This is a genomic window from Bradyrhizobium sp. USDA 4451 (assembly GCF_054822585.1).
This window is the reverse complement of the sequence record NZ_JBTRCH010000001.1, coordinates 6151128-6169345: the sequence shown is the minus strand read 5'-3', so window position 1 is coordinate 6169345 and position 18218 is coordinate 6151128. Positions and strand designations below refer to the sequence as shown.

The window sequence follows — 18218 nt, the reverse complement described above, 5'->3', positions numbered from 1 at the left end:
TGACGACGGTCAAAAAAAGAGGCGGTCGAACGCCGCCTCTCGCTGTCGCAATGTTTGTGAACAGAATGCCTCGCGGCATGCTCACCATTTGTAGCCGAGGCTTGCCGTGATGCGGCGGCGATCGCCGTAGTAGCAGGAACTGATGGTCGCGCAGCTCGCGACGTAGATCTTGTCCGTGACGTTCACCACATTGAGCGCCGCGCGCCAGTGGTTGTCCCATTCGTAGTGCAAAGCAAAGTCGCCGAGCACGACGCCCGGAACGCGCGCGGTATTCGCCGTGTCGGCAAAGGACGAGCCGACATAGCGCACGCCGCCGCCGAGGCCGAAGCCCGCAAGCGGACCATCGCGGAAGGTGTAGTCGGTCCAGACCGAGGCGAGCTCGCGCGGCGTGTTGGTCGGCACGGTGCCGATCAGCGCGGGATTGAGGTCCTTGCTGACGAACAGTTCGTAATTGGTGTAGCTCGCCACCAGCTTGAAATCGCGCGTGATGTTGGCGACCGCCTCGAGCTCGACGCCGCGCGAGGTGACCTCGCCGTTCTGGGTCTGGAATAAGGGGTTGTTCGGGTCTGTCGTCAGCGCGTTCTTGCGCTTCAGGTCGAACAGCGCGACGCCGAACCGCGCGTTGAGCCCGACCGGCTCGTACTTGACGCCGATCTCGGTCTGCTCGGAGGTCTCCGGCAGCAGCAATTGGCCGGCGGCATTGGTGCCGACAACAGGATTGTAGCCGGTCATGTAGGACACGTAGGGCGCAACGCCAACGTCGAAATTGTAGATCGCGCCGACGCGGCCGGAGAACTTGCTGTCCTGGCGGCTCTGATCGGCGCCGATCCGGTTGTTGTTGGTGAGATCGACCCAGTCCTGGCGTCCGGACAGCACGACCGTCAGGCGGTCGAGCTTGACCTGATCCTGCAGATAGAGCCCGGCCATGCCCTGGGTCAGATAGGCGTCCTGATACAGCGCTCCGCTGTAGGGCAGATTGTTGCCGTAGACCGGATTGAGCACGTTGAGGTTGGTGCCCATGCCAAAGCCCTGGCGGTCGTCGATCCCGTAATATTTCAGATCGACGCCGACCAGCGCAGTGTGTTGCAGCGCGCCGGTGGCGAAGCGGTATTCGACCTGATTGTCGAGGTTGAGCTGGGTGGCGATGCCGCGGGTGTAGAAATTGCCGCGGCTGATGTCGGCGGCCGCCGGCGTCGTCGCGTAGCCGAGCCCGTAGAGGCCGGCATAGTAGACATCGACATGCGCCATGCGCGCGTTCTGCCGGAAGTCGACGTTGTCGGTGATGCTCTTCTGGAACTGATAGCCGACCATCTCCTGATCGCGGCGGAACTGGTCGACGCCGGGATCGCCGACGAACAGGCTGGTCGGAATCTTGCCGAACGGCGCGTTGGTGACGGTGCCTTCATAGGGCAGGAAGTTCAGCGCGCGGGTGTTGGCGTGCGAGGCCATGCCGAACACCGTGAGGCTGGTGTCGGCATCCGGCCGCCAGGTCACCGACGGAGCGAAGAAGAAGTTGTTGTCGTAGACATAGTCGGTCTGGGTGCCGCCGCCCTGGGCCTGGCCGACCAGGCGATACTGCACCTGGCCGCCCGCCGGCTGCGCCATCGCGCCGCCGATGTCGAACTGGGTGTAGGCGTTGCCGAAATTGTTGATGCCGGTCTCGATGTAGCGAATCGGCTCGGCGGACGGCAGCTTGCTCACCGCATTGACGAGGCCGCCGGGCGCCGAGCCGCCATACAGGATGCCGGACGGGCCGCGTAGCACCTCGACGCGCTCGAGGTTGAAGGGCTGCAGCTTCCAGCTCGCATAGGAGGTGTAGAACAGCTGCAATCCGTCGAGGAACAGCGACTCGTTCTGTGCCGGAAAGCCGCGGATCATGAACCAGTCGTTGCGAAAATCGGCGCCGTAGGTGCCGCCGATCACGCCCGGCGTGTAGCGCAGCACCTCGTCGAACTTGCTGACGACCTTCTGGTCGCGAATCTGCTCGGCGCTGATCACGCTCACCGATTGCGGCGTCTCGATGATCGGCGTGCTGGTCTTGGTGCCGCTCGAGCTCTGCCGCGCCAGGTAGCCGGTGACCGGGCCGTTGGCGCGCTCGTGCCCACCGCCTGAGCCTGCGGCCTGCTGCGCGGCCTGTGGCTGTGCGCTCACCGGAGCGCTTGTCGCGCGGCGTGCGGCGCTGCGTGCGCGCGTGGTCCGTTGCGAAGGCTGCTGCGAGCGCGCCGCTTGCCGCTGCTGCGGCGCGTCGATCGTCACAGACGGCAGTTGCGTCTGCGCGAACACATCGTCCGCACTCGCAACCGAGAACACCACCAAGGCCGAAGCAGCCAACCGCTGCGGCCGAATCCATCCGTCCGTCATTCAACGCCCCCGAAGAGAATTTTCTTCGGCGTCGTTATCACGCTGATGTTCGTTGACAGCCTGCGCGCAGTTAGAAGCTCTCGAAGCTGTGCGCTAAGCTCGCGTGTGTGACCGCGAGACAACGGAGTACGAAGCGCAATTGCACGTGTTGCGAGAGAGCTTTGAATCGATCCAGTCTTGAACGATTCAAATCGGTATGAGCGCCTCTCTGATCGCGCAGGTCCGTGCCTTGTGAGAGGGGGGCGACGCTTGGCAATGGTAGGATAAAGTAGTAATTCTTACTCCACGGAGGTGTGCGGATGGCAAGCAATGTTGAGAAGCTCAGCGTGGCGCTGACCGGCGAGCAGGCTGCTGCGCTCAGGGCCGCCGTCGATGCCGGGGAATATGCGACCACGAGTGAGATCGTACGGGAGGCTGTCCGAGACTGGCAGCTGAAGCGGGAACTCCGCCAGGGAGACGTCAGACGGCTGCGGCAGCTGTGGGACGAAGGCGTGGCAAGTGGGATGGCGGGCGTGCTCGACACGAAGGCGTTGCGCAAGGAAGCCCGGGCGAGACTGTCACGCAGGTCGGCGAAGAAAGCGTAGGAGATGCCGGCGGAGATTATCTGGTCAAACCAAGCGCGCGAGGATTTGCTGGATCTGATCGGGTTGGAGCAGCCAGCTGCAGCTGAACGCTATTTCGACCGAATAGAAGCCAAGGCCAATGCACTGGCATTGCAGCCACGAATGGGTGTGAGACGCCCGGATATTCGAGATGAAGTCCGGATGCTTGTCGAGGCACCTTACCTCCTGTTGTCCCGCACTCAGCCTGATGCCGACGACGGACCAATCCGTTCTGTCGAGATCGTGCGCATCGTGGACGGCCGAAGAGATCTGACCACGTTGTTCTGAGGCCAACGGAGTTCTGAGGCCAACGGAAGCTGGAGGTTCGGCCCCGGAAGCACACCAGATGGTCCGGTCCCCTCGCAATCCCCGCCATCCCCACCATATCTGGCATAATTGACCGCCACCGACCGCAACCGCTTGGCCATTTTGGGGCGATGTGGTAACGCTCTGAAACCAGCTTCGACCGCCACTCGTGACCGTCCGCATCCTGCCTAAGAGCTTGCGGCGGTGGAGATATTTCGCCGATGACCTCATCCCCCAAAACTGCCTCCGCGCCCGACTCCTTCTTCACGGCGCCTCTCGCCGAGGCCGATCCCGAGATCGCCGCCGCGATCAAGGGCGAACTCGGCCGGCAGCGCCATGAGATCGAGCTGATCGCCTCCGAGAACATCGTCAGCCGCGCCGTGCTGGAGGCGCAGGGCTCGGTGATGACCAACAAATACGCCGAGGGTTATCCGGGCGCGCGCTACTACGGCGGTTGCGAGTGGGTCGACGTCGCCGAGAATCTGGCGATCGAGCGCGCCAAGAAGCTGTTCGGCGCCGGCTTTGCTAACGTCCAGCCGAACTCCGGCAGCCAGATGAACCAGGCGGTGTTCCTGGCGCTGCTGCAGCCCGGCGACACCTTCATGGGCCTCGATCTCGCCGCCGGCGGCCATCTCACCCACGGCTCGCCGGTCAACATGTCCGGCAAGTGGTTCAAGGCCGCCCACTACACCGTGCGCCGCGAGGACCAGATCATCGACATGGACGAGGTGCAGAAGCAGGCGGAGATCGCCAAGCCGAAGCTGATCATCGCCGGCGGCTCGGCCTATTCGCGCGCCTGGGACTTCAAGCGCTTCCGCGAGATCGCTGATAGCGTCGGCGCGTATCTGCTGGTCGACATGGCGCATTTCGCAGGGCTGGTCGCCGGCGGCGTGCATGCCTCGCCGGTGCCGCACGCCCACGTCACCACCACGACCACGCACAAGTCGCTGCGCGGTCCGCGCGGCGGCCTGATCCCTCACCAATGACGAGACGCTGGCCAAGAAGCTGAACTCGGCGATCTTCCCCGGCCTGCAGGGTGGCCCGCTGATGCATGTCATCGCGGCCAAGGCGGTGGCGTTCGCCGAGGCGTTGCGGCCCGACTTCAAGGTCTACGCCAAGAACGTGGTCGAGAACGCCAAGGCGCTGGCCGAGACGCTGCGCGGCCACGGCCTCGACATCGTGTCCGGCGGCACCGACAACCATCTGATGCTGGTCGACCTCAGGCCGAAGGGTCTGAAGGGTAACGTCTCCGAGAAGGCGCTGGTGCGTGCCGCCATCACCTGCAACAAGAACGGCATTCCGTTCGATCCCGAGAAGCCGTTCGTCACCTCGGGCCTGCGCCTCGGCACGCCGGCCGCCACCACGCGCGGCTTCGGCGTCGCCGAGTTCAAGCAGGTCGGCGGCATGATTGCGGAAGTGCTGAACGCGCTGGCGCAGTCGCCGGACGGCAAGGCGCCGCTGGTCGAGGCCGCGATCAAGGAGCGCGTCAAGGCCCTGACCGATCGCTTCCCGATCTATCAATAAGAGCCGCGTGATCCGGAAAAGTGGGCACCGGTTTTCCGAAGCGATCACGCGCAACAAGCTAGAGGTCCCGCCGGATGCGCTGTCCGAGCTGCAATTCTCTCGATACGCAGGTCAAGGACTCGCGTCCGACCGAGGACTCCGCCGTCATCCGCAGGCGGCGCGTCTGCATGGCCTGCAACTTCCGCTTCACGACCTTCGAGCGGGTGCAACTGCGCGAGCTGACCGTGATCAAGCGCAACGGCCGCCGCGTGCCGTTCGACCGCGACAAGCTGGTGCGCTCGCTGCAGATCTCGCTGCGCAAGCGCCCGGTGGAGTCGGAGCGGGTGGAGAAGATGGTCTCCACCATCGTGCGCGAGCTCGAAAGCGGCGGCGAGGCGGAGGTCTCCTCGGAGGCGATCGGCGAGATCGTGATGGAGCATCTGCGCCAGCTCGACGACGTCGCCTATGTGCGCTTCGCCTCGGTGTATCGCAATTTCCGCGAGGCCAAGGACTTTGAGGCGGTGCTCGACGAACTGACCGGCGAAGAGGACCCGCGGCTCGCGACGCTACGCAAATGATCTTCCGGATATTGGAAGACCAGTTCGCGCAGAAAGCCAAAGAGGCCAAGGAAGCAGCCAAAGCCGCCGACCTGCGCTTCATGCAGCTTGCGCTCGCGCTCGGCCGGCGCGGGCTCGGGCGCACCTGGCCCAATCCGGCGGTCGGCGCCGTCATCGTCAAGGATGGCGTCATCGTCGGCCGTGGATGGACGCAACCGGGTGGCCGCCCGCATGCCGAGGTCGAGGCGCTGCGGCGGGCAGGCGAGGCGGGGCGCGGCGCGACGCTCTACGTCACGCTCGAACCCTGCTCGCATTTCGGCCGCTCGCCGCCTTGCGCGGATGCCGTGGTCGCGGCCGGGCTTGCCCGCGTGGTGTCGGCGATCGAGGATCCCAATCCGGAGGTCGGCGGCAAGGGGCACGCCAAGCTCCGCGCCGCGGGGATCGCGGTCGATGTCGGGCTGTGCCAGGCGGAAGCCGCGCATGACCATGCCGGACACTTCCGCCGGATCACGGACAAGCGCCCGCATGTGAGCCTCAAGCTCGCGGTGTCCGCCGACGACAAGATCGCGGCCAGCGGTCACCGACCGGTCGCGATCACGGGCGAGGCGGCGCGGACCCGCGTGCATCTGCTCCGCGCGCGGAGCGATGCGATCCTGGTCGGCATCGGCACGGTGAGGGCTGACGACCCGCTGCTGACCTGCCGGCTGCCCGGCATGGCGGCGCGCTCGCCGGTGCGGGTGGTGCTCGACCGCGCGCTGCGGATCTCCGGCGACAGCCGCCTGGTGCATTCCGCGCGCGAGACGCCGCTCTGGGTGGTGACGTCTAACATGGCGGAGGCGCCCGCCGCAGTGAAGCTCGGCGCTGCCGGCGCAGAGGTGATCCGCGTGGCCACCGGCGCGGCCGGGCTCGACCTGCCGGCCGTCTTGCATGCGCTGGCGGAGAGGGGGATCACGCGGCTTTTGGTCGAGGGCGGGGCGCGCGTGGCAAATTCTTTCGTGGCGGCCGGCCTGGTCGATGAAATCTGGCTGCTGCGCGGGCCCGATGCGATCGGTGCCGATGGCGTTCCCGCGCTGGACGCAATGCCGCTCGACGCAATCACGCAGTCGCCCGCGTTTCGGCTTCGTGCTAGCGAAACCCACGGCAAAGACAGTCTCAATATCTACGAGCGTGCGTAATGTTTACCGGAATTGTCACCGATATCGGTGAGGTCGTCAGCCTGAAGCCGGTCGCGCAGGGGCAACTGCACCGGTTGCGGATCGCCTGCGACTACGACCAGACCACGATCGCCGATGGCGCCTCGATCGCCTGCAACGGCGTCTGCCTCACGGTGGTCGCCTCCGGCACCGCCGGCGGCAAGACCTGGTTCGACGTCGATGCCGCGGCCGAGACGCTCGGCATGACCACCGCCAAGCACTGGGTGCAGGGCAGCCGGCTCAATCTCGAGCGCGCGCTCAAGATCGGCGATGAGCTCGGCGGTCACATCGTGGCCGGCCATGCCGACGGCATCGCCACCGTCGTCAAGCGCGACGATCTGCCCGACATGGCGCGCTTCGAGCTGAGAACCACCCGCGAGCTGGCGCGTTTCATCGCGGCCAAGGGCTCGGTCACGCTGGACGGCGTCTCGCTGACCGTGAATACGGTCGAGGACGTCACGTTTTCGGTGCTGATCATCCCGCATACGCTGTCCGTCACGACCCTGAGCGGGTGGAAGGCCGGCAGCGAGGTCAATATCGAGGTCGATCTGATGGCCCGCTATGCGGCGCGGCTGTCGGAGATGAAATGACGGCTTAGCCGTCATGCAGACGTCATTCCGGGGCGATGCGAAGCATCGAACCCGGAATCTCGAGATTCTCCGATGCACAATTGTGCATCTGCGGTCTGGTCCTGCGGACCATCCCGGAATGACGATGTCGAAAGCATTCCTGCTTGGCTTCAGCCGTTGGGGCGACTAAAAACTCGCGAAACGTTGACATCCAACGTTATCGGTGAATGTCAACAAATTGAAACGGATACGCAGATGGCTGACGCGCGGCGCGCACCCCTGAAGGACCAGACCGACATATCAGGCGCACGCGTGCTGATCGTCGAAGCCCGGTTTTACGACGACATCCAGGATGCGCTGCTGGAAGGCGCGCTCGCCGAGCTGAAGGCGGCCGGCGCCAGCCACGACGTGATCACGGTGCCGGGCGCGCTGGAGATCCCGGCGGCGATCGCGATCGCGATCGATGCCGCCGCGGCGAACGGCAAGCCCTATGACGCGGCGATCGCGCTCGGCTGCGTGGTGCGCGGCGACACCATCCATTTCGAGATCGTCTCCCAGGAATCCTCGCGCGGCCTGATGGATCTGGCCGTGAGCCGGAAATTCCCGCTCGGCAACGGCATCCTCACCGTCAACACCGAGGCCCAGGCCTGGGCGCGGGCGCGCGCCAGCGAGCTGAACAAGGGCGGCGACGCCGCGCGCGCGGCGATCGCGATGCTGCGGATCAAACGCCGCCTGGCAAAGGCCTGATCATGGCTGACAGCAACAAACCCGGCAAAGCCCCTGAGCGAAAAGCCAACCGGCGCGGCGCGGCCCGGCTCGCCGCCGTGCAGGCGCTCTATCAGATGGATATCGGCGGCGCCGGCATCAACGACATCTTCGCCGAGTTCGAGAGCCACTGGCTCGGCAACGAGGTCGAGGGCGAGACATATCTGCCGGCGGAAGCGGCGTTCTTCCGCGACGTCGTCTCCGGCGTGGTGCGCGACCAGGCCAAGCTCGATCCCCTGATCGACGAGGCGCTGTCGAAGGGCTGGCCGCTGAAGCGGATCGATGCGATCCTGCGCGCGGTGCTGCGGGCCGGCTCCTACGAGCTCGAGCACCGCAAGGACGTTCCGGGCCGCGTGGTGGTGTCCGAATATGTCGACGTCGCGCATGCCTTTGTCGAGAAGGACGAGACCGGCATGGTCAACGCCGTGCTCGACCAGATCGCACGCCAGTTCCGCGGCGACGAGTTCGTGCGGAGCTGAACCACGTATTCCGCCGTCATTACCTGCGCAGGCGGGTGATCCAGTACGCCGCGGCGGTCATTGGCAACAACAGCTGCCGCGGCGTACTGGATCGCCCGGTCAAGCCGGGCGATGACAGCTGAGGGGAAGGCGCGCGACATGGCAGAGCGTCACGACAGCCCCTCCGGCGAAGATTCCCTTATCTCGCGCTATTTCAAGCCGCTGGCGACCGATCCCGGCGCGTTCGGTCTCGACGATGACGCTGCCGCGCTGCGGGCGGCCGGCGAGGACATCGTGGTGACCACGGACGCCATCGTCGAGGGCGTGCATTTCCTCCCCGATGATCCGCCGGACACGCTGGCGCGCAAGGCGCTGCGGGTGAACCTGTCAGACATCGCGGCCAAGGGGGCGACGCCGGCGGGGTTCGTGCTGACATTGGCCGTGCGCAAGGTCGATGAGGCCTGGCTGAAGCCGTTCGCCCGGGCGCTCGGCGAGGACGCAGCCGATTTTGGCTGTCCGCTGCTCGGCGGCGATACGGTCTCGACGCCGGGGCCGCTGATGATCTCGATCACGGCGTTCGGCCGGCTGCCGCAGGGCAAGATGGTGCACCGCGCAGGCGCGCAGGCGGGCGACCGCGTGTTCGTCACCGGCACGATCGGCGATGCCGCGCTCGGTCTCGATGCGCTTCGGAATGGCCCGGTCGCGGCCGCGCTGGCGGACGATGCGGCAGGCCGGGATTTTCTGGCCGCCCGCTACCGTGTTCCGCAGCCGCGCAACCTCCTTGCCAACGCCGTCCGCAGCCACGCCAGCGCGGCGATGGATGTGTCCGACGGTCTCGCCGGCGATCTGGCCAAGCTGTGCGCGGCCAGCGGCGTGACGGCCGTGATCAACGTCCCGAGCATTCCGTTGTCGTCGGTGGCTGCGGGCCTCGTCGCACGCAAGGCGATCGGGATCGAGAGCCTGGTCGCCGGCGGTGACGACTACGAGATCCTGTGCGCGGTCCCGGGCGATCATGTCGACGCCTTCCTGCGGGAGGCCCGGCAGGCCAAGGTCGCGGTGACCGCGATCGGTGGCTTCATCGCCGGTTCGTCGCCGCCCAGTTTCCTCGACGGGCAGGGCAGGGAACTGGCGCTGACGCGGCTGTCCTACAGCCATTTCTAGAATCCTCGCGCCGGATGGCGCCGATTTTCCTTCCAAATTGCTGCCGATATCGGCGTTTTCGGCCACAGGTGGCGTTGCACAGCGGTAACGATTTTGGCAAGGTCGCGCCCGATTTGAGGCAATCCGTTTTTGGGGAGGGTTGTCTTCGCAAAATAAGCGCCTGCCGCCCCCTAGCGGCACAAATAGGCGCGGGGGTTACATCAAGGATCTGAGGCAACATTCAATGACAGCTTTGTGGTTGATAGTGCTCTGCGGGGCGCTTTCCATCGTCTACGCGATCTGGGCGACCCAGTCGGTCCTGAACGCGGATGCGGGCAGTCCCCGCATGCAGGAAATCGCAGGCGCGGTGCGCGAGGGTGCACAAGCCTATCTGCGGCGGCAATACACGACGATCGGCATGGTCGGTATCGTGATCTTCGTGCTGCTGGCCTACTTCCTCGGCCTCTTGGTGGCCCTCGGATTTGCGATCGGTGCGATCCTGTCGGGCGCGGCCGGCTTCATCGGCATGAACGTCTCGGTGCGCGCCAACGTCCGCACCGCGCAGGCGGCAACCACCTCGCTCGCCGGCGGCCTCGAGCTCGCCTTCAAGGCGGGCGCGATCACCGGTCTCCTGGTCGCCGGCCTCGCGCTGCTCGGCGTCACCATCTACTTCATGATCCTGGTCAAGTTCATGGGTCTGGAAGCGGGCAGCCGCACCGTGGTCGACGCCATGGTGGCGCTCGGCTTCGGCGCCTCGCTGATCTCGATCTTCGCCCGTCTCGGCGGCGGCATCTTCACCAAGGGTGCTGACGTCGGCGGCGACCTCGTCGGCAAGGTCGAGGCCGGCATCCCCGAGGACGATCCGCGCAACCCGGCCACCATCGCCGACAATGTCGGCGACAATGTCGGCGACTGCGCCGGCATGGCGGCGGACCTGTTCGAGACCTATGCGGTGACCGCGGTCGCCACCATGGTGCTCGCGGCGATCTTCTTCGCCAAGACGCCGATCCTGGTGAACATGATGACGCTGCCGCTCGCGATCGGCGGCATCTGCATCATCACCTCGATCATCGGCACCTTCTTCGTCAAGCTCGGTGCCAGCCAGTCGATCATGGGCGCGCTGTACAAGGGCCTGATCGCCACCGGCATCCTGTCGCTGGTCGGCGTCGCGCTGGTCATCAACTGGCTGATCGGCTTCGGCAAGCTCGACGGCGTCGACTACACCGGCATGGCGCTGTTCTGGTGCGGCGTGGTCGGCCTCGTGGTCACCGGCCTGATCATCTGGATCACCGAATACTACACCGGCACCGACTACCGCCCGGTGAAGTCGATCGCCTCCGCCTCGGTCACCGGTCACGGCACCAACGTGATCCAGGGCCTCGCGGTCTCGATGGAGGCGACCGCGCTGCCCGCGATCGTCATCATCGCCGGCATCCTGGTCACCTACAGCCTGGCCGGCCTGTTCGGCATCGCGATCGCGACCGCCACCATGCTGGCGCTGGCCGGCATGATCGTCGCGCTGGATGCCTTCGGCCCGGTCACCGACAATGCCGGCGGCATCGCCGAGATGGCGGGGCTGCCCAAGGAGGTGCGCAAGTCGACCGACGCGCTCGACGCGGTCGGCAACACCACCAAGGCGGTGACCAAGGGCTACGCGATCGGCTCCGCCGGTCTCGGCGCGCTGGTGCTGTTTGCGGCCTATAATCAGGACCTCAAATTCTTCATCGGCGACTCCAACGCCCATGCCTATTTCAAGGGCGTCAATCCCGACTTCTCCCTGAACAACCCGTACGTCGTGGTCGGCCTGCTGTTCGGCGGCCTGCTGCCGTATCTGTTCGGTGCGATGGGCATGACCGCCGTCGGCCGCGCCGCTGGCGCGATCGTCGAGGAGGTGCGGCGTCAGTTCCGCGAGAAACCCGGCATCATGCAGGGCACCGACAAGCCGGACTACGGCAAGGCGGTCGACCTGCTGACCCGGGCGGCGATCAAGGAGATGATCATCCCCTCGCTGCTGCCGGTGCTGTCGCCGATCGTCGTCTACTTCCTGATCTACTTCATCGACGGCAAGTCTGCGGCGTTCTCCGCGGTCGGCGCCATGCTGCTCGGCGTCATCGTCACCGGCCTGTTCGTCGCCATCTCGATGACCTCGGGCGGCGGCGCCTGGGACAATGCCAAGAAGTACATCGAGGACGGCCACTATGGCGGCAAGGGCAGTGATGCCCACAAGTCCGCGGTGACCGGCGACACCGTCGGCGATCCCTACAAGGATACGGCGGGTCCGGCGGTGAACCCGATGATCAAGATCACCAACATCGTGGCGCTGCTGCTGCTGGCGATTTTGGCGCACTAAGGTCTTGGCGCGCTAAGCGGCGCGCAACGAACGAATGCAAACCCCGCGGTGCGAGCCGCGGGGTTTTTGCTTCAGGTGGGTGCAAAATATCGCACCGTCATTGCGAGCGGAGCGAAGCAATCCATCGCTTCACAAGCGGGGAAATGGATTGCTTCGTCGCTGTCGCTCCTCGCAATGACGGTGTATTCCGCCAACGATATCCGCCAGTAGCTTGGCGCCAACACCTCGGAGGTCAATCAATGTCGCTCTCATCCGCACGGAACTACGCGCTGCGTGCCGCCAAGTCGCAGGACCAGAAGGAGGCCATCGAGCTGCTGTCCCAGGCGATCATGGAATTGGCGATGTCGATCGAAGCAACCGACGCCAAGGTCAAGAAGATCAATAAGTCCTCGTAGCCTGGGCCGCGTGCGTCCTACAACTCAGCGGTCGCCATCCTGAGGTGCGAGCGGAGCGAGCCTCGAAGGATGAGAGGCGGTGCATGCGGCCATCCTTCGAGACGCCGCACAAGCGCGCGGCTCCTCAGGGATGACGCGGAGTGCGCGGCGCGAGCCTTGTTCGGAAGCTATTTCACCTCCATCTGGAGTCCTTCCTTCTCGATGATGGCGGCGAACTTCTTGGTCTCGGCATCGACGAAATCGGAGAATTGCTGCGGCGTGCCGTAGTCGGCGCGCGCGCCCATGCCACTGATGTTCTTCTTGACGTCGTCGCGCTCCAGCATCGCCTTGATCTGGCGGTTCAGCTCGTCGACGACGGACGCGGGTGCGGTCTTCGGCAGGAACACGCCGAACCAGGACGCGACGTCGAACTTTGCCAGCTCCGGCGCAGCCTCGCGCATCGTCGGCAGATTGGGCGCGGACTCGCTGCGCTCGGTCGTGGTGACGCAGAGCCCGTTGAGCTTGCCGTCCTGCACCTGCGGCAGCGACGGATAGAGGTTGTCGAACAGGATCTGGATGTCGCCGGCAAGCGCCGCCTGCAATGCGGGTCCGGCGCCGCGGAACGGCACATGCGTCATCTTCAGCCCAGTGAGCTGCAGGAACCAGGCGCCGGTGAGGTGAGGGCTCTGCCCGGTGCCGGACGAGCCGTAGGTCAGCTTGTCGGGGTTCTTCTTCAGATAGGCGATCAGTTCCGGGATCGACTTGATGCCGGTCGACGGATGCGCCGAGACGATGTTCGGGATCCGGATCATGTTGGAGACCGCCTGCAACTGGTCGGCCTTGTAGGTCAGGTTGCGGAAGATGCTGTAGGCGATCGCGTTGGGGCCGGGATTGCCGATCAGGATGGTGTGCCCGTCGCCCTTGCTGCGCGCGACCTCGGCCGTGCCGATGGTGCCGCCGGCGCCGGAGCGATTCTCCACCACGACCGACTGGCCCCAGAGCGGCTGCAAATGTGCCGCCAGCAGACGCCCCATCACGTCGGTCGAGCCGCCGGCCGCTGCCGGCACGATGATGCGAACCGTCTCGTTCGGCCGCCAATCGCCGGCGCCGAGACCGGCGCGCGGCAGGATCGACGCGGCCGCCAGCACGGATGCGCCCGACAATACCGTGCGACGGGAAAATCTCTTGGCTCTCACGCGCTTACCCCCTGTTCAGGCTTCTTGTTTGCGAACAAGCCTAGGGGACCGCTTGCCCGTCGGGCAAGCGCGACAACTTGGCGCAGCAGAGGTTTTGGACTCCCGTTCGACGCGTTTTCTTCACGCGAACCGGAAGTCCACTTCGCTCGAAAACGCTCTAGTTGAAGCTCAGCAGCTTGAAGAGCGGCGTCAGATAGGACATTTCCTGGCCCGACGTCGGCGTGGTGCGGCTGACGAAGTCGAAGATCTTGCCGTCCTTCAAGCCGTAATTGGCGAGCCGGCGCACCTGGCGGTTCTTGTCGAAATAAACCGCGATCACGCGCTGCTCGATCACGCGCTGATTCATGAAGGCGACCGGGCGCGAGGTCCGCTGCGAGATGTAATAGAACACCTCACCGTCCAGCGTTGCGACCGTCGAGGGCGTGCCGAGCACGATCAGGACCTGATCCTGGCTGGCGCCGATCGGAATCTGCTCGAGCGCGCCATCGGGCAGGATATAGCCCTTCTGGAATTGTTCGCCGGTGCAGCCGCCGAGGGCGGCGGAGCAGACGAGGCCAACGACCGCGATGGCGCGGAAGCGCGAAAGGAACCCGCGCGCGGAAGCCGCGCGAGACTGTCGTGAAAGGGTGTGGTTCATCGGCGGATCTGATCCGTCCTCTTGCATCGGCCGGGGCATTGACGTACCGGGCAGCTCAATGGATTGCAATAACGCCGGCGTCCTACGGGCGCCCCCTCAACAGGCGTCCCTTTGGGGACCGGCAGCCGGAACCCGTCATGCTTTGGCCGTTCAATCACTTCAGAAAACCCCGGGTGCCCGCGCGCAGCACCATTGAGACCATCTATGGCATGATCGTGACGCAGGCGCGAGAACCGTTGTTTTACCGTGACTTGGGCGTTCCCGACACGGTTAATGGGCGTTTTGACTTGCTTCTGATGCATCTGTGGCTGGTGTTGCGGCGACTCAAATCCGCAGACGGCGGCGCGGAATTATCGCAGGCCTTGTTCGATCATTTCTGCATCGACATGGACGACAATCTCCGGGAAATGGGCGTCGGCGACCTCACGGTGCCCAAGCGCATGCAGGCGTTCGGCGAGGCCTTCTACGGCCGTACCGCGGCCTATGATCTGGCGGCGGCTGACAGCGACGAGGCGTTGGCCGCGTCGTTCTGCAAGAACATCCTCAATGGCGAGGGCCTCGACAAGGCCCGCGACCTCGCCGCCTATGCCCGGGAGGCGATGGCGGAATTGGCGCGCGCCGACCTCGCGGCGCTGACCAGGGGCGCGTGGCGCTTTCCGGCGCCGCAGGCTGCGGGCACTGCGGCATGAGCAGTGGCACAACAGGGCGGCCGGACCGCGATAACCGCGACCCTTGGCGCGTGCTCGTCAATGTCGCGCAGATTCCCGAGACCGGGCTGCATCGCGAGATCGCGGCCGACGAGGCCGCGCGCAAGGCGATGGCCGAAGTCGCGGAGCTGCGCGAGGTCATCTCGGCGCGGGCGGAGTTCGACCTGCAGCCGAAGAGCGACGGCAGTTACCACGTCACCGGCCGGGTCCAGGCCCGCATCGGGCAGACCTGCGTGGTCACGCTCGATCCGATCGAGAATGAGATCATTGAGCCGATCGATGTGGTGTTTGCGCCGCCGGAGCAGATTCCGCAGATGGCCGACCTGGTCGACGATGCCGAGGACGGCGACGAAGAAACGCCGGACCCGCCGGAGCCGATCACGGGCGGATTCATCGACATCGGCCGGCTCGCCACCGACGCGCTGTTCCTCGGCATAGACCCCTATCCACGCAAGGCGGATGCAGTCTTTGAACAGGAAGTTGAAGCGCCTGATCCGGAAAATCATCCCTTCGCGGCGCTGAAGGCGCTGAAGGGCAAGCCTGACGGCAAGAAGCCCAAAGACGGCGGCTGAGCGAAGTCGAAGGTGCCTTCGGCCAACATTTGAGGGGATGGCTTGCCTGCGCCGCTGCGCGAGCGGTGTCTGGCGTCACTTCAAATAAGTTTCATAATGTTTTGAAGTACAACGTATTTCTGGTATTGTTGAGTGGCGCCGCGTGACGGTTTGGCAACGCCATCCTTTGCGGTCAAGAGGTTGTGCCGGACCGTGGACACGCTATTGTCGCGGCCCGGCCTGGACCCGAATTGGTGTTTGGCCGCGCGCCGTTGACGGCGGTGACTTCAAGCTCGCGGTCTTCGTCTGAAGGGCTGTGGGAGAGCAGGCTTCCGGGACGTTCATGCCTCACAAGGTTCGAATCGCGCTTGACGCCATGGGGGGCGATGAGGGCGCATCGGTCGTCATTCCCGGCGCTGCGATCTCATTGAGCCGGCATCCCGACAGCGAATTCCTGCTGGTCGGCGACCAGGCCAGGATCGATCCCGAGCTCGCGAAATATCCCGCGCTCAAGGCTGTCTCGAAGGTGATCCATACCGATGTCGCCGTGGCGGGGGACGAGAAGCCGAGCCAGGCGCTGCGGCGTGGCCGCAAGACCTCCTCGATGTGGCTTGCGATCGACGCGGTGAAGAAGCGCGAGGCCGATGTGGCGGTGTCGGCCGGCAACACCGGCGCACTGATGGCGATGGCGCGGTTCAACCTGCGGACCCTGCCGGGGATCGACCGGCCAGCCATCACCGCGATCTGGCCGACCAAGCGCGGGGAGTCCGTCGTGCTCGACCTCGGTGCCACGATCGGCGGCGACGCGCGCCACCTGGTGTCGCTGGCGGTCATGGGCGCTGCGATGGCGAGCGTGCAATTCGACAAGCCGCGGCCCACGGTGGGTCTCCTCAACATCGGAACCGAGGAGATCAAGGGACACGAGGAGATTCGCGAGGCCGGCGAAATCCTGCGTGCGATGAACCTGCCGGAACTCGATTACATCGGTTTCGTCGAGGGCGACGGCATCGGCAAGGGTCTGGCCGACGTGATCGTGACCGAAGGTTTCAGCGGCAATATCGCGCTGAAGGCGGCCGAAGGAACCGCCCGGCAGATGGCGGAATTGCTCCGGAGCGAGATGCAACGGAGCTGGATGTCCAAGCTCGGCTATCTGCTGGCCCGCCGCGCTTTCCGGGCATTGCGTGACAAGATGGACCCCAACAAGTCGAACGGCGGCGTCCTATTGGGTTTGAATGGCGTCGTGGTCAAGAGCCATGGCGGCACCAACGCGGAAGGCTTTGCCTATGCGGTCGATGTTGGCTATGAGATGGCCCGCTTCGATCTCCTCACCAAGATCAATCAGATGCTTAATCGCGACGGCAGTGCGCTGGTGCAGGCGCAGACCGCGCAGGAGGCTGTCTCGTGACTGCGATACGTTCGGTAGTGCTCGGCTGCGGCTCCTATCTGCCGGAGCGGGTTTTGACCAATGCCGAACTGGCCAGCCGGATCGACACGTCTGACGACTGGATCGTGCAGCGCACCGGCATCAGCGAGCGCCACATCGCGGCCGACGACGAGTTCACCTCGCATCTCGCGATCAAGGCCGCGCAGGCCGCGCTGGCCGACGCCAAGCTCGACGCGCAGTCGATCGACCTGATCGTGCTGGCGACCTCGACGCCCGACAACACCTTTCCGGCCACCGCGGTTGCGGTCCAGCATGCGCTCGGCATCAACCACGGTGTCGCCTTCGACCTGCAGGCGGTGTGCTCCGGCTTCGTCTTCGCGCTGACCACCGCGGATAATTTCCTGCGCGCCGGCCACCACAAGCGGGCGCTGGTGATCGGTGCCGAGACCTTTTCGCGGATCCTCGACTGGAACGACCGCGGCACCTGCGTGCTGTTCGGCGACGGCGCCGGTGCGGTCGTGCTCGAGGCGCAGCAGCATTCCGGCACCACAGACGATCCGGGCGTGCTGACCACGCATCTGCGCTCCGACGGGCGCCACAAGTCGAAGCTGTTCGTGGATGGCGGCCCCGGCTCGACCAAGACGGTCGGATATCTCCGGATGGAGGGTCGCGAGGTGTTCAAGCACGCTGTCGGCATGATCACCGACGTGATCGTCGATGCGTTCAACGCCACCGGCTTTACCGCCGAGGACATCAACTGGTTCATTCCGCACCAGGCCAACAAGCGAATCATCGATGCTTCGGCCCACAAGCTGCATATTGCGCCGCAGAAGGTGGTGTTGACGGTCGACAAGCACGGCAACACCTCGGCGGCCTCGATCCCGCTGGCGCTGTCGGTCGCGGTCAGGGACGGACGCGTCAAGAAGGGCGATCTGGTGCTGTTCGAGGCGATGGGCGGCGGCTTCACCTGGGGTTCGGCGCTCGTGCGCTGGTAGCGCCTCGTTAAAGAGTACCGACAAGTTGCCGGTATCTTTCCGGCGCCCGAATGCTGGTCGCTGTTGACCATTGCGCGCTAAGCTTTTAATTTCAGTCAAGAAATTGTTCGCCGAGAGTGCGGGGCAGGCGATGACCACGGGAACTGGAAAAACGGTAACGCGCGTCGATTTGTGTGAGGCGGTCTACCAAAAGGTAGGGCTGTCGCGCACGGAATCATCGGCGTTTGTCGAGTTGGTGCTGAAGGAGATCACCGATTGCCTGGAAAAGGGCGAGACGGTGAAGCTGTCCTCGTTCGGCTCCTTCATGGTGCGCAAGAAGGGCCAGCGTATCGGCCGCAATCCGAAGACCGGCACCGAGGTGCCGATTTCGCCGCGGCGCGTGATGGTGTTCAAGCCGTCGGCTATCCTGAAGCAGCGGATCAATGGCCACGTCGTCACCAATGGCGACGGCAGCAAGGCCGACTAAAGCGCGGTCGCGCTTTAGCTTGTTTGTTTGAGCATGATCCTCTCGGAAAACCGCTTCGCACTTTTCCGGATCATGCTGTAGAGCGTTTTCAAGCGAAGTGGATT

At 65.0% G+C, this 18218-nt stretch carries 18 protein-coding genes and 1 pseudogene; 16 read left to right on the top strand and 3 right to left on the bottom strand.

The features are described 5' to 3' along the window. Positions 1-81: 81 nt before the first annotated feature. Complete coding sequence (locus tag ACVMB0_RS28555) at positions 82-2361, bottom strand: TonB-dependent siderophore receptor (protein ID WP_461348380.1); 2280 nt, start codon at positions 2359-2361, stop codon at positions 82-84. A gap of 299 nt (positions 2362-2660) precedes the next feature. Here ACVMB0_RS28555 and ACVMB0_RS28550 point away from each other — a divergent pair, with 299 nt between their 5' ends. The 11 genes and pseudogenes from ACVMB0_RS28550 to ACVMB0_RS28500 all read left to right on the top strand — a co-directional run bounded on the left by ACVMB0_RS28550 (position 2661) and on the right by ACVMB0_RS28500 (position 12199). Further along, the gene (locus ACVMB0_RS28550) at positions 2661-2945 is read left to right on the top strand and encodes a ribbon-helix-helix domain-containing protein (RefSeq protein WP_456754433.1); all 285 of its coding nucleotides are present in this window, start codon (positions 2661-2663) and stop codon (positions 2943-2945) included. 3 nt (positions 2946-2948) lie between these two features. Continuing rightward, positions 2949-3251, top strand: a complete 303-nt coding sequence (locus ACVMB0_RS28545) for a type II toxin-antitoxin system RelE/ParE family toxin (RefSeq protein WP_461348379.1) — start codon at positions 2949-2951, stop codon at positions 3249-3251. A gap of 239 nt (positions 3252-3490) precedes the next feature. Beyond that, positions 3491-4793: pseudogene (gene glyA, locus ACVMB0_RS28540) on the top strand (serine hydroxymethyltransferase). A gap of 74 nt (positions 4794-4867) precedes the next feature. Next, positions 4868-5350, top strand: coding sequence for a transcriptional regulator NrdR (nrdR, locus tag ACVMB0_RS28535; protein WP_016844999.1), 483 nt, complete (start codon positions 4868-4870; stop codon positions 5348-5350). Next, entirely contained in the window at positions 5347-6504 is a 1158-nt protein-coding gene (gene ribD / locus ACVMB0_RS28530; RefSeq protein WP_461348378.1) for a bifunctional diaminohydroxyphosphoribosylaminopyrimidine deaminase/5-amino-6-(5-phosphoribosylamino)uracil reductase RibD, read from the top strand. Before nrdR ends, ribD begins: the two co-directional genes overlap by 4 nt. Then, positions 6504-7112, top strand: a complete 609-nt coding sequence (locus tag ACVMB0_RS28525) for a riboflavin synthase (RefSeq protein ID WP_461348377.1) — start codon at positions 6504-6506, stop codon at positions 7110-7112. Before ribD ends, ACVMB0_RS28525 begins: the two co-directional genes overlap by 1 nt. A 234-nt stretch (positions 7113-7346) precedes the next feature. Continuing rightward, positions 7347-7838 (top strand): 6,7-dimethyl-8-ribityllumazine synthase, encoded by a 492-nt coding sequence (ribH, locus tag ACVMB0_RS28520; RefSeq protein WP_456754438.1) that lies wholly within the window; start codon positions 7347-7349, stop codon positions 7836-7838. A gap of 2 nt (positions 7839-7840) precedes the next feature. Further along, complete coding sequence (nusB, locus tag ACVMB0_RS28515; RefSeq protein WP_212013410.1) at positions 7841-8335, top strand: transcription antitermination factor NusB; 495 nt, start codon at positions 7841-7843, stop codon at positions 8333-8335. A gap of 111 nt (positions 8336-8446) precedes the next feature. Further along, positions 8447-9475: a thiamine-phosphate kinase gene (thiL, locus tag ACVMB0_RS28510; protein ID WP_461348376.1), complete on the top strand. Its 1029-nt coding sequence runs from the start codon at positions 8447-8449 to the stop codon at positions 9473-9475. A 223-nt stretch (positions 9476-9698) separates the two neighbouring features. Next, positions 9699-11804, top strand: coding sequence for a sodium-translocating pyrophosphatase (locus ACVMB0_RS28505; RefSeq protein WP_461348375.1), 2106 nt, complete (start codon positions 9699-9701; stop codon positions 11802-11804). A gap of 239 nt (positions 11805-12043) precedes the next feature. Continuing rightward, positions 12044-12199, top strand: coding sequence for a hypothetical protein (locus ACVMB0_RS28500; protein WP_167528976.1), 156 nt, complete (start codon positions 12044-12046; stop codon positions 12197-12199). Between the two features lie 167 nt (positions 12200-12366). Here the strand turns inward: ACVMB0_RS28500 and ACVMB0_RS28495 are convergent, their stop codons facing one another. Both ACVMB0_RS28495 and ACVMB0_RS28490 read right to left on the bottom strand, forming a co-directional pair. After that, positions 12367-13374: a Bug family tripartite tricarboxylate transporter substrate binding protein gene (locus ACVMB0_RS28495; protein WP_456754441.1), complete on the bottom strand. Its 1008-nt coding sequence runs from the start codon at positions 13372-13374 to the stop codon at positions 12367-12369. Between the two features lie 157 nt (positions 13375-13531). Continuing rightward, positions 13532-14011, bottom strand: coding sequence for an outer membrane protein assembly factor BamE (locus ACVMB0_RS28490; protein WP_461348374.1), 480 nt, complete (start codon positions 14009-14011; stop codon positions 13532-13534). Positions 14012-14148: 137 nt separating this feature from the next. On the opposite strand from ACVMB0_RS28490, the gene ACVMB0_RS28485 reads away from it, so the two are divergent. The 5 genes from ACVMB0_RS28485 (at position 14149) to ACVMB0_RS28465 (ending at position 18114) form a co-directional block, all read left to right on the top strand. Continuing rightward, positions 14149-14700, top strand: coding sequence for a ubiquinol-cytochrome C chaperone family protein (locus ACVMB0_RS28485; RefSeq protein ID WP_461348373.1), 552 nt, complete (start codon positions 14149-14151; stop codon positions 14698-14700). Beyond that, positions 14697-15290 carry a YceD family protein gene (locus ACVMB0_RS28480; protein ID WP_461349722.1) on the top strand — a complete coding sequence of 198 codons (594 nt, stop codon included), beginning with the start codon at positions 14697-14699 and terminating at the stop codon, positions 15288-15290. The genes ACVMB0_RS28485 and ACVMB0_RS28480 overlap by 4 nt, the downstream gene beginning before the upstream one ends. A gap of 322 nt (positions 15291-15612) precedes the next feature. Continuing rightward, positions 15613-16674 (top strand): phosphate acyltransferase PlsX, encoded by a 1062-nt coding sequence (plsX, locus tag ACVMB0_RS28475; RefSeq protein ID WP_461348372.1) that lies wholly within the window; start codon positions 15613-15615, stop codon positions 16672-16674. Then, a complete protein-coding gene (locus ACVMB0_RS28470) occupies positions 16671-17648 on the top strand; it encodes a beta-ketoacyl-ACP synthase III (protein ID WP_461348371.1) in 978 nt (325 codons plus the stop codon). The genes plsX and ACVMB0_RS28470 overlap by 4 nt, the downstream gene beginning before the upstream one ends. A gap of 130 nt (positions 17649-17778) precedes the next feature. Beyond that, positions 17779-18114, top strand: a complete 336-nt coding sequence (locus ACVMB0_RS28465; protein ID WP_035631661.1) for an integration host factor subunit alpha — start codon at positions 17779-17781, stop codon at positions 18112-18114. The last annotated feature ends 104 nt before the right edge of the window (positions 18115-18218 follow it).

Excerpts from the sequence above, each read along its gene's own strand:
- ACVMB0_RS28545 (WP_461348379.1), top strand. The coding sequence starts at position 2,949 with ATGCCGGCGGAGATTATCTGGTCAAACCAAGCGCGCGAGGATTTGCTG.
- ACVMB0_RS28550 (WP_456754433.1), top strand. The coding sequence starts at position 2,661 with ATGGCAAGCAATGTTGAGAAGCTCAGCGTGGCGCTGACCGGCGAGCAG.
- ACVMB0_RS28500 (WP_167528976.1), top strand. The coding sequence starts at position 12,044 with ATGTCGCTCTCATCCGCACGGAACTACGCGCTGCGTGCCGCCAAGTCG.
- plsX (WP_461348372.1), top strand. The coding sequence starts at position 15,613 with ATGCCTCACAAGGTTCGAATCGCGCTTGACGCCATGGGGGGCGATGAG.
- ACVMB0_RS28505 (WP_461348375.1), top strand. The coding sequence starts at position 9,699 with ATGACAGCTTTGTGGTTGATAGTGCTCTGCGGGGCGCTTTCCATCGTC.
- ACVMB0_RS28490 (WP_461348374.1), bottom strand. The coding sequence starts at position 14,011 with ATGAACCACACCCTTTCACGACAGTCTCGCGCGGCTTCCGCGCGCGGG.
- ACVMB0_RS28485 (WP_461348373.1), top strand. The coding sequence starts at position 14,149 with ATGCTTTGGCCGTTCAATCACTTCAGAAAACCCCGGGTGCCCGCGCGC.
- ACVMB0_RS28465 (WP_035631661.1), top strand. The coding sequence starts at position 17,779 with ATGACCACGGGAACTGGAAAAACGGTAACGCGCGTCGATTTGTGTGAG.
- ribH (WP_456754438.1), top strand. The coding sequence starts at position 7,347 with ATGGCTGACGCGCGGCGCGCACCCCTGAAGGACCAGACCGACATATCA.
- ACVMB0_RS28555 (WP_461348380.1), bottom strand. The coding sequence starts at position 2,361 with ATGACGGACGGATGGATTCGGCCGCAGCGGTTGGCTGCTTCGGCCTTG.
- nusB (WP_212013410.1), top strand. The coding sequence starts at position 7,841 with ATGGCTGACAGCAACAAACCCGGCAAAGCCCCTGAGCGAAAAGCCAAC.
- nrdR (WP_016844999.1), top strand. The coding sequence starts at position 4,868 with ATGCGCTGTCCGAGCTGCAATTCTCTCGATACGCAGGTCAAGGACTCG.
- ACVMB0_RS28525 (WP_461348377.1), top strand. The coding sequence starts at position 6,504 with ATGTTTACCGGAATTGTCACCGATATCGGTGAGGTCGTCAGCCTGAAG.
- thiL (WP_461348376.1), top strand. The coding sequence starts at position 8,447 with ATGACAGCTGAGGGGAAGGCGCGCGACATGGCAGAGCGTCACGACAGC.
- ACVMB0_RS28480 (WP_461349722.1), top strand. The coding sequence starts at position 14,697 with ATGAGCAGTGGCACAACAGGGCGGCCGGACCGCGATAACCGCGACCCT.
- ribD (WP_461348378.1), top strand. The coding sequence starts at position 5,347 with ATGATCTTCCGGATATTGGAAGACCAGTTCGCGCAGAAAGCCAAAGAG.